Raw genomic sequence first — 9,430 nt, forward strand, 5'->3', positions numbered from 1 at the left:
CCGCCGACACGGGTCGTGACAGGATCGTCGGCATGTCTGCTCGGGCGCTGAGCTTCGGGATGGTGGCGAAACGGTACGAGCGGTACCGACCGGGGTACCCCGTCGAGCTTGTCGACCTGGTGTCGACGTACGCGGGTCGGCCGATCCGAACGGCCCTGGAGATCGGTGCCGGCACCGGCAAGGCGACCCGGCTGTTCACCGCCCGGGAGGTCACTGTCACCGCGACCGAGCCGGACGGGGCCATGATCGCCGAGCTGCGCCAGCACGTGCCCGCCGACGTTCGGACCGTACCCGCCGCGTTCGAGGACCTACGGCCGGGCGCGGCGAGGTACGACCTGGTCTACGTGGCGGCGGCACTGCACTGGACGAGACCGGAGGGTCGCTGGTCGCGGATGGCGGCGCTGCTGGAACCGGGCGGCGTGTTCGCCTCGTTCGGCGGACCGGTCCAGCTGACCGACCCGGCCGTGGCGGACGCCGTCCGCGCCGTCCGGGCACCGTTCCTGGACAGCGACGAGATCCCGTCTCCCGACGGCACGCCCCCGGAAGAGGCCATGCAGTGGCCGGGCACCGAACTGCGCCGCTCCGAATGGTTCACCGATGTCCAGCAGAGCGTGATCGGGCGGCGTCTGACGATGAGCGCGCGCGACTACGTCGGCTACCTGTCGACGGTCTCGGCGTACCTCGAACTGCCGAGCGAGGCGCAGGGGCGGCTCTTCCGCCAGATCGAGCAGATCCTGCCCGAGACTGTCGAGCTCAGCGCCGACATCGTCGTGCACCTCGCGCGTCGACGCACCGAGCGGTAGCACCACCGGGCGGTCAGACCAGGAACTCCTCGCGCATCCGCGCACCCAGGTTGATCCCGCCGACCGTCCGTGGACCGGCCGGATCGTGCACGGCGACGGTGTTGTTGCGACGCATCAGCTCACGGACGGCAGGTGGCAGTCGCGGCGGGTCGTCCATGGCCACCAGGACCCGCCCGGCGCTGGAGATCAGGCGATCGGCCAGGGCGGCGGCGTCGGTGTCCACCCGCACCCGGCCGTACTCCCAGCCGGAGGTGGTGAGGTCGAGCACCTCGAACACGCGGGTCAGCAACGGGTTCGGGTCGGTCACCCGGTCGAGCCGGGGCGCCCGGCTGCCGACCACCGTGACGGCGGCCGCCACCTGCGCGTACGGGTGGAAGCCGCACGGCAGCGCGAACAGCGGCCAGCGCAGGGCCGGGCCCGCCTCCTTCCACAGCGGCCGGTAGTTGCGGCGGTGCACCAGCAGCCGCCGGCCCGTCCGCCGGTGGATCTCCTGGGCCTGGGCCTGAAGGTCCACATGGGCCTCGTCGGCGACCTGACTCACGATCCGGGTCGCCACCACCAGGCCGTCGTCGCTGTCCAGCGAACCGGTGAGCGCCTCGACCTGGTCGTTGAACCGGATCCGCGCGTGGGAGCCGTACCGGGACTGGACGTCGTGCAGCAGCGCCTGCTGGCGTCCCGGGTCGAGCTGGACCCGCCTACCGCCCAGCAACCGACGGAGCCAACGCATGTCGCCTCGATTCAGCAGAGCCGTCGCGGACGGCGGCAATGCTAGTGCGTCGCCTCTTCCCGGTGTCGCCAAGGGGGTTGATCGACTCCGCTGTCCGGGACGGCGCTCACCGGCGACGGGGCGTGATCAGCCCCGACTCGTACGCCCACACGACCAGTTGGGCCCGGTCGCGGCAGTGCAGCTTCGTCATCGCCCGGTTGACGTGTGTCTTGGCGGTCAGCGGACTGATCACCATGCGCGCGGCGATCTCGTCGTTGGTCAACCCACGGGCGACCAGCTCGACGATCTCCTGCTCCCGGGCGGTCAGCACGTCGCGGCCGGCCGTCGGCTCGGCCGGCGGTGGGCCGGCCACGAACTCACTGATCAGCGTGCGCGTGACGGTCGGCGCGAGCAGCGCGTCCCCGCGCGCGACGACGGCGACGGCGTGCAGCAGGTCGGCGGGGTCGGCGTCCTTGAGGAGGAAGCCGCTGGCGCCCGCCCGCAGGGCGGCGAAGACGTAGGAGTCGAGCCCGTAGTTGGTCAGGATGAGAACCCGGATGCCGGCGAGGTCGGGATCGGCGGCGATGCGCCGGGTGGCCTCGATGCCGTCGAGACCGGGCATCTGCACGTCCATCAGGACGACGTCCGGGCGCAGGCGTCGCGACAGGTGGACGGCCGAGCTGCCGTCGGTCGCCTCGCCGACGACCTCCAGGTGGTCCTCGGCGTCGAGCAGTGCCCGGAAGCCGGCTCGCATCAGCGCCTGGTCGTCGGCGAGCAGCACCCTGATCATCGCGGCCCCGGCGGCCGGCGGGTGCCGCGCGCTCCGGCCCGGCTCGCTCGGGCCTGGCTCGATCGGCCGGTCACCGCGGGCCGTCCAACGGGAAGGTGGCCCGCACGGTGAACCCGTGGTCGTCGTGCGCGGCGGCCCGCAGGGTGCCGCCCAGTGCGCTGACCCGCTCCCGCATGCCCCGCAGACCCACGCCCGGGGTCAGCGGCTGGCCCGGTGACGCCCGACCGTCGTCGGTGACCGCGACGGTGAGCCCCGCCGGGGCGTACTCCACCTGGATGTGCGCGGTCGCGGGGCCGGCGTGGCGGGCCACGTTGGTCAGTGCCTCCTGGATGACCCGGTATCCGGCCTGGTCGACCTCGTCGGGCAGGTCCCCGCGCTGACCGGTGACGGTCACCTGCACCGGTACGCCGACCGCCCGGGTCCGCTGGGCCAGCTCGTCCACCCGGGCCAGCCCGACGCGATCGGCGTCGGTGGGCGCGCGCAGGACGTCGAGGGTGGTCCGGAGTTCCCGCATGGCAGCGCCGCTGGCCTCCTGGATCGCCAGCAGGGCGGCCGACGGCGCCTCGCCGTGTTTGCGGGCCAGGTGCACGGCGATCCCGGCCTGCACCTTGATCACCGAGATGCTGTGGGTCAGCGAGTCGTGCAGGTCGCGGGCGATGCGCAGCCGCTCCTCCCCGGCACGCCGCAACGCCATCTCCTCGCGGGTGCGTTCGGCTTCGACTGCCCGCTGCTCGACCTGCTCCAGGTACGCCCGACGCTGCCGTCCGACGAGCCCGGCGACGTTGGCGGCCACGAACCAGCCGAACAGCAGGGCCGTCCGTTCGAGGATCACCTGCCCCGGCTGGCCGGGCGGTGCCACCGAGACGTCGCGGGCCAGGAAGCCACCGAGGAAGACGACGCTGGCCAGGACGGCGGCCGACCGGTGCCCCTGCCAGGCGGCGAGGTACACCGCGCCGAGAACGGGGAACGCGGCGGACACCCCGGGGTGCACCCGGAGGTGAACGGCCAGCATGGCGACGGTGACCACGCCCAGCGCCACCACCGGGTAGCGCCGGCACGCCGCCAGGGCCACCGCCATGGCCAGGACCAGGGCGACGTCGAGCACCTCGACCGTCGCGGCGTCCGGGGTGAGCGCGGCGTTGCCGAGCAGGAGGACGCCGAGGGCGAGACCGCCGAGGGCGTACGGGAGGTCGCGGCGCATTGTCGCACTGTAGAACGGCCGCCGCCGGTGCAGCATCCCGCGAGCGTGGTACCTGCCGCGTACCACGGACGCGGTATCGGCGACCCGGCAAGTGTCTGCGCCGGAACGACGCTTTCCCGGTCTGCCGCAACAAGCATCGAGCCCATGACATACCGCTTCTTCACCCCCACGCCGACGAGGGCGGCCACCGGCCTCACCGCGGCGGTCTACCAACAGTTGCGCGACGACTTCCTCGGGCCGTTGCCGACCTTCCAGGCGCTGTCGGCGGTGCCGGAGGTGCTGGCCGCGACCTGGGCGTTGATGCGGGAGGCGCTGCTCGCCGGCGACGCTTCCCGGGTCGAACGGGAACTCGTCGCGACCGTCGTGTCCCGGGCCAACCGCTGTCAGTTCTGCGTCGACGCCCACGTGCTGCTGCTGCACGCGCTGGGCGCGTCGAAGCTCGCCGAGGCCGTTGCCCGGGGTGAGACGCCACCCGAGCCGGAACACACCCGGCTCGTCGAGTGGGCACAGGCCAGCCGCAGTCCCAGAGCCGCCGACTGGACCAGCCCGTACCGGGTGGAGATCACCGGCACCCTGCTGGTGTTCCACTTCATCAACCGGGTCGTCTCGGCGTTGCTCGACCCCGATCTGCTCCCCGGCGGCCTGCAACGCTCCCCACTGGTGCGCTCGGTCGGAGGCCGGCTCTACGCCAGGGCGGCCCGGGAGCCGAAGGAACCCGGCCGGAGCCTCCCGCTGCTCGACGCCGACGCGACGGCGGCGCCGGCCTGGGCGGGGGACAGCCCGGTGGGTGTCGCCTACGCGTCGTTGCGCGACGCCGCCAACCGTGGTGGGGAGCTGCTGGGCGAGGTGGCGCGCGAGACCGTCACGGCGACCGTGCGCTGGGAGGACGGGCGGTTCCCGGCCCGGCCCGCGGACTGGGCCGTCGACCTGGTGCGGGACGTGCCGGGCACGGACCGCATCGGGACGCGGATCGCGTTGCTGGCGGCGTTCGCTCCGAGCGCGATCAGCCCGGGCGACGTCGCGCTGTGGCGGCTCTCCCACCCGGCCGACGCCGACCTCGTGCGGCTGGTCGCGTACGGGGCGATCACGGCCACCGATCATGTCGCCCGGGCTCTCGCCTCGGCGCACCTCTAGGAGGTATTCCATGCGCAAGGCTCTCGTCGTCATCAGCGCGCTGACGCTCGTCGCGTTCGCCCTTCAGTTCATCTTCGCCGCGGTGGGCGGGTTCACGAAGCCGGCCGGCGACGGCGCGTACGCGTTGCACAGCGTCAACGGCATGGCGGTCATCCCGGTTCTCACACTGCTCACCGTCCTGTTCGCCGCGCTGGCGAAGGCGCCGGGCCGGCTCATCGGGCTGGCGGTGCTGCCGGTCGGCCTCGTCGTCCTCCAACCGCTCATCGCCATGCTCGCCAACGGGTTCGCCGACGCGTCGGGCGTCAGCACTCCGCTCGGCCTCACCATCGGCGGGCTGCACGCGCTCAACGGAATCATCGCGGTGCACGTCGTGGTCGGCGTCCACCGGGCGGCCCGGAAGCTGGCCGGCCTGGTGCCGGCCGAGGCCGGGGTTCCCGCCCGGGAAGTGGAGCCGGCGTGAGCACCGGGTCGCTGCTCGCGGTCGACCTCGTGATCGCGGTCCTCGCGGCCGGCGCCTGGTTGGGTGGTGGTGCCGCGTCCGTCGCGCGACGCCGCCCGCTCGCACTGGGACTGGCGGCGGTCGCGCTGGTCGCGACGCTCGCCCGCGCGATCACGATCACCGCCCTGGCCCGCGCCGGCTGGTGGTTCGCCGCGGAGAAGGTTCTCATCGCCGCCCCCCTGTCGCTCGCGGCGGTGGCCGTCGCCGGTCCGCGGCTGTTGCGGGCCCGGGGTGACGTCCGGGCCGTCGCGCTTGCGCTGCTCTTCGCCGGGTACGCCACGGGCAGCGCCCTGCTCGTGACGGTCCTGCACGGCTATCCGGCGTCGGCGGGGGCGGGGCTGCTCGCGGTCGCCGGGGTCGTCGCGGCGACGGTGATCTCGGGGCGTGCCCTCGGCGCGCGCCCGTCGCGGCCGGTGTCCCGGGTGGCGGTCGCGGTGGCGGTCGCGGCGCTGGTCACCGGAACCGGGCTGACCGTCGCCCCGGAGACCGCCCCCGCCGTACCGCACGATCATGGCTTTCCGGCGGCGACCCGGATCTCCGCCGAACCCACCAGACGGTTCACCCTGACGGCCGGGACCGCCACTGTGAACGCGGGCGGCCGGGACGTGGCGGCGTGGGCGTTCAACGCGCAGGTACCCGGACCGGAGTTGACCGCCACCGTCGGCGACATCCTGGAGGTGACGCTGCGCAACCGGGACATCGGGCGCGGCGTCACGCTGCACTGGCACGGGTACGACGTGCCGAACGACCAGGACGGGGTGCCCGGGGTGACCCAGGCGGCGGTGCGACCCGGGCAGGAGTTCGTCTACCGGTTCCGCGCCGACCAGGCCGGAACGTACTGGTACCACACGCACTCGGCCTCCGATGTCGGCGTCCGGATGGGTCTCTACGGTGTGCTGGTGGTGCGACCGGGGTCGGTCAGCGGCCTCGACGTCACGGTGCCGGTGCACACCCTGGCGGGGCGTCCGCTGCCCGCGCCGACAGTGCAGCGGGTGGAGGCCGGCGTGCCGGTGCGGTTGCGGCTGATCAACACCGACAGCACCACGCACCGGTACGCCCTGGCGGGGACCGCGTTCCTGGTGGCCGCGATCGACGGCGTCGACCTGCGGGGCCCGACACCGCTGGTGGACACCGCCGTGCTGATCCCCGCCGGGGGCCGCTACGACCTGGTCTTCACCGCGCCGGCGACCCCGGTGTCGCTGTTCGTCGACGGACGGGCGGTCTACTCGACCGGCCCGGTGTCGACGGCGACCGGCGCCTGGCCGGTGCTCGATCCGCTCGGCTACGGCGCTACCGCGGCGGTGCCCTGGCCCCGGTTCGACCGGACGTTCACCCTCGTTCTCGACCGCGGCCTCGACCTGCGCGGATTGCTGCCGCGCTACGCCCACACCGTCAACGGCGCGGCCGACCCGGACATCCCACCGCAGGTCGTACGCCGGGGCGACGTCGTGCTGTTCACCATCGTCAACCGGTCGCAGGTGGTGCACCCGTGGCACCTGCACGGCCACCACGTCCTGGTGCTGGCCCGCGACGGCGAGCCGGCGGTCGGCAGCCCGCTGTGGCTGGACTCGTTCGACGTCCGTCCGGGCGAGGTGTGGAAGGTGGCGTTCCGGGCCGACAACCCCGGGATGTGGGCCAACCACTGCCACAACCTGGCGCACGCCGATGCCGGGATGACGCTGCATCTCATGTACTCCTGATCACGGATGCCGGTAGGTTTCAGCCATGACTGAGGACACCTTCCGCTCGGTGGCGATCGAGCGCTCCAGCCTGGGCAACTACGTCGTGCGGAACGTCCGTGGCGGGTCGGTGTCGCTGGGCACGGGTAAGGACGGCAGTTTCACGCCGGTGGAGCTGCTGTTGGCCGCCATCGGCGGCTGCACCGCTGTGGACGTGGACCACATCACCAGCCGCCGTGCGGAGCCGACCGGTTTCACCGTCGCCGTCACCGGTGACAAGATCCGCGACGAGGCGGGCGGCAACCGGATGCAGAACCTGCGGGTCGAGTTCACCGTGACGTTTCCGGAGGGCGCGGACGGCGACCAGGCCCGTGCGGCGCTGCCCCGGTCGCTGCAGCAGTCGCACGACCGGTTGTGCACCGTCTCCCGTACCGTCGAGCTCGGCACTGCCGTGTCCATCGTCGAGTCGTCCGCGCCCACCGCGGAGTGATCGTCACTGAGCCCGGCTACTCAGGTCCGGTGCGGTCGTTCGTGTGAGGGTGACGGGATGCGTCGACTACTTGTGCCACTGCTGATCGTCCTCGCCGCGGCGGTGGCCTGCGCCGAGCCGAACGCCCGGCCGGGGCAGCCGGACCCGACGGAGGCGGAGCCGGTGCCCACCGAACTGCTCGCCGACGGCAGCGTCCCCTGGGCCGACCTGAAGATCACCGACGAGGACCTCAACGGCCGCCCCGCCGAGCCGAGGAGGCCGGCCCGCGGCAGCGAGCCGTGCCGTGCGGAGCAGCTGACCGGCCGGCTCACCAGCTGGACCCGGCCGGGCACCGGCGGTGAGAAGCCTCGCGGCTTCGACGCCGCCATCGGCAAGCTCATCGGCGAAGTGGACGTGCGGAACGCGTCGAAGAAGGAGTGCACGCTGCAGGGCGAGGTGCCCACCAGGATGCTCGTCGGCGGCCGCGAGGTCCCGATGCTCTACACCCACGGCATCAACGAGGAGGGCCGCTCCCGGGTCGTTGCCGTGCCGGCCGGTGGCCACGCCAGCCTGCGCCTGGACTGGTCCGGGCCGTTCTGCCAGCCCCTCGGGCTGTTCGAGCTCGCGATCGAGCTGCCGCACGACGGGGGCACCCTGCGCGCGCCGGTCACCGCCGATGAGCGCCCGGGCTGTCCGCAGGGGGAGGGGGTCAACCCTCGCGCCCGGGCGACGTTGTCCGCCAGTGGGTTCACCGAGCCGGTGGCGATGTCGAAGCCTCCGTCCTCGCCGCTCGACCAGCTCACCGTCGCTGTTCAGGGGCCGCCAACCGCCGCCGCCGGTTCGCGGGTCTCCTTCCGGGTGACCCTCGGCAACCCGACCGACGGTCCCCTCGCGTTGGACCCCTGCCCGGCCTACCTGATGGAACGGTTCTCGCTCGGCGACGCGACGAACGACGCGGTGAACTCGGCCCAGCTGTACCGGCTGAACTGCCGCCCGCTCACGCAGATCCCGGCCGGCGGCACGGCGGTGTTCGAGATGGTCGCCGAGGTGCCGGCCTCGATGCGGGCCGGGCGCGAGCTGACGGTGACGTGGAAGTTCTATCTGCCGCACTACGTGCAGCGCAGCGGTCAGTTCGGGGTGCTCACCCTCACTGTCGGCTGAGGAGCGCCGCTCCGGGTCCGCGCAACGGGAAAGTCGGCGGTGAACGAGAAGCAGGCATAGATGTTGTTGATGGTATGGGAGCGCTCCCGTAACATACCCGACGCGGCCTGTTAACGCTCACATTCAGTCACTGAGCAGCGACCATCACCACCGGGTAGGCCGCCGTCCCGCGAGGAGGGTGCAATATGACCAGATCCAGAGCCACCAATGCCGGTCTGGTTGTGGCCGGCGTCGGTTTACTGGTGTCGTCGACAGTCGTCGCCGCGCTGCCGGCCGGCGCTGCGGCCGAGGGTTGTTCGGTGAGCTACGCCGTGTCGTCGCAGTGGCAGGGCGGCTTCGGCGCCAACGTGGCGATCACCAACCTGGGTGATCCGTTGAGCAGCTGGACGTTGACCTGGTCCTACGGTGCCGGGCAGACGGTGACGCAGGCCTGGAACACATCGCTGACGCAGAGCGGGTCAGCGGTGACGGCGAGGAACGTGAGCTACAACGGGTCGGTCCCGACCAACGGCACTGTGTCGTTCGGGTTCAACGGGTCCTGGACGAGCAGCAACCCCAACCCGACGAGCTTCGCTCTCAACGGCGTCACCTGCACCGGTGGCACGACGACCCCGCCGACCACCCCGCCGCCGACCGACCCGCCACCCACCGACCCGCCGCCGACGACTCCACCGCCGACCCAGACGTGTGACCTGCCCTCGTCGTACCGGTGGTCGTCGACGGGTGCGTTGGCGCAGCCGAGGTCGGGTTGGGTGTCGTTGAAGGACTTCACCGTCGCCCCCTACAACGGCCAGCAGCTCGTGTACGCCACCACCCACGACACCGGGACCCGGTGGGGCTCAATGAACTTCGGCCTTTTCTCGAATTACTCGCAGATGGGTTCGGCGAGTCAGAACGCGATGAACTCGGCGACGGTGGCGCCGTCGTTGTTCTACTTCGCGCCGCGCAACATCTGGGTGTTGGCGTATCAGTGGGGTGGGCCGGCGTT

The 9,430-nt window shown here is 72.3% G+C and carries 10 protein-coding genes; 7 read left to right on the forward strand and 3 right to left on the reverse strand.

Translation table 11 applies throughout. The features are described 5' to 3' along the window. Window positions 1–32 precede the first annotated feature (32 nt). Entirely contained in the window at window positions 33–803 is a 771-nt protein-coding gene (locus ACX27O_RS27605) for a class I SAM-dependent methyltransferase (RefSeq protein WP_358130118.1), read from the forward strand. 13 nt (window positions 804–816) lie between these two features. On the opposite strand, the gene ACX27O_RS27610 is transcribed toward ACX27O_RS27605, so the two are convergent. The 3 genes from ACX27O_RS27610 to ACX27O_RS27620 all read right to left on the reverse strand — a co-directional run bounded on the left by ACX27O_RS27610 (window position 817) and on the right by ACX27O_RS27620 (window position 3,500). Further along, a complete protein-coding gene (locus ACX27O_RS27610; RefSeq protein ID WP_030328233.1) occupies window positions 817–1,530 on the reverse strand; it encodes a hypothetical protein in 714 nt (237 codons plus the stop codon). A gap of 106 nt (window positions 1,531–1,636) precedes the next feature. Beyond that, complete coding sequence (locus ACX27O_RS27615) at window positions 1,637–2,299, reverse strand: response regulator (protein ID WP_030328231.1); 663 nt, start codon at window positions 2,297–2,299, stop codon at window positions 1,637–1,639. Window positions 2,300–2,369: 70 nt separating this feature from the next. Next, entirely contained in the window at window positions 2,370–3,500 is a 1,131-nt protein-coding gene (locus ACX27O_RS27620; protein ID WP_247675502.1) for a sensor histidine kinase, read from the reverse strand. Between the two features lie 144 nt (window positions 3,501–3,644). Here ACX27O_RS27620 and ACX27O_RS27625 point away from each other — a divergent pair, with 144 nt between their 5' ends. The 6 genes from ACX27O_RS27625 to ACX27O_RS27650 all read left to right on the forward strand — a co-directional run. Next, on the forward strand, window positions 3,645–4,634 hold the full coding sequence (locus tag ACX27O_RS27625; protein ID WP_458940322.1) for a carboxymuconolactone decarboxylase family protein: 990 nt from the start codon (window positions 3,645–3,647) through the stop codon (window positions 4,632–4,634). Between the two features lie 10 nt (window positions 4,635–4,644). After that, window positions 4,645–5,094, forward strand: coding sequence for a DUF6220 domain-containing protein (locus tag ACX27O_RS27630; protein WP_030328225.1), 450 nt, complete (start codon window positions 4,645–4,647; stop codon window positions 5,092–5,094). After that, window positions 5,091–6,833: a multicopper oxidase family protein gene (locus ACX27O_RS27635; protein WP_030328223.1), complete on the forward strand. Its 1,743-nt coding sequence runs from the start codon at window positions 5,091–5,093 to the stop codon at window positions 6,831–6,833. Before ACX27O_RS27630 ends, ACX27O_RS27635 begins: the two co-directional genes overlap by 4 nt. 25 nt (window positions 6,834–6,858) lie before the next feature. Then, window positions 6,859–7,302 carry an OsmC family protein gene (locus tag ACX27O_RS27640; protein ID WP_030328221.1) on the forward strand — a complete coding sequence of 148 codons (444 nt, stop codon included), beginning with the start codon at window positions 6,859–6,861 and terminating at the stop codon, window positions 7,300–7,302. A 57-nt stretch (window positions 7,303–7,359) separates the two neighbouring features. Further along, on the forward strand, window positions 7,360–8,442 hold the full coding sequence (locus ACX27O_RS27645) for a hypothetical protein (RefSeq protein WP_156057257.1): 1,083 nt from the start codon (window positions 7,360–7,362) through the stop codon (window positions 8,440–8,442). Between the two features lie 185 nt (window positions 8,443–8,627). Beyond that, the coding region (locus ACX27O_RS27650) for a non-reducing end alpha-L-arabinofuranosidase family hydrolase (RefSeq protein WP_458940323.1) at window positions 8,628–9,430 on the forward strand (803 nt) is incomplete at its 3' end.

It is taken from the genome of Micromonospora sp. SD19 (genome assembly GCF_054462275.1).

Bases quoted from the DNA above. Each gene is read 5' to 3' on its own strand.
- ACX27O_RS27610 (WP_030328233.1), bottom strand. From the start codon at position 1,530: ATGCGTTGGCTCCGTCGGTTGCTGGGCGGTAGGCGGGTCCAGCTCGAC.
- ACX27O_RS27645 (WP_156057257.1), top strand. From the start codon at position 7,360: ATGCGTCGACTACTTGTGCCACTGCTGATCGTCCTCGCCGCGGCGGTG.
- ACX27O_RS27630 (WP_030328225.1), top strand. From the start codon at position 4,645: ATGCGCAAGGCTCTCGTCGTCATCAGCGCGCTGACGCTCGTCGCGTTC.
- ACX27O_RS27620 (WP_247675502.1), bottom strand. From the start codon at position 3,500: ATGCGCCGCGACCTCCCGTACGCCCTCGGCGGTCTCGCCCTCGGCGTC.
- ACX27O_RS27640 (WP_030328221.1), top strand. From the start codon at position 6,859: ATGACTGAGGACACCTTCCGCTCGGTGGCGATCGAGCGCTCCAGCCTG.
- ACX27O_RS27615 (WP_030328231.1), bottom strand. From the start codon at position 2,299: ATGATCAGGGTGCTGCTCGCCGACGACCAGGCGCTGATGCGAGCCGGC.
- ACX27O_RS27625 (WP_458940322.1), top strand. From the start codon at position 3,645: ATGACATACCGCTTCTTCACCCCCACGCCGACGAGGGCGGCCACCGGC.
- ACX27O_RS27605 (WP_358130118.1), top strand. From the start codon at position 33: ATGTCTGCTCGGGCGCTGAGCTTCGGGATGGTGGCGAAACGGTACGAG.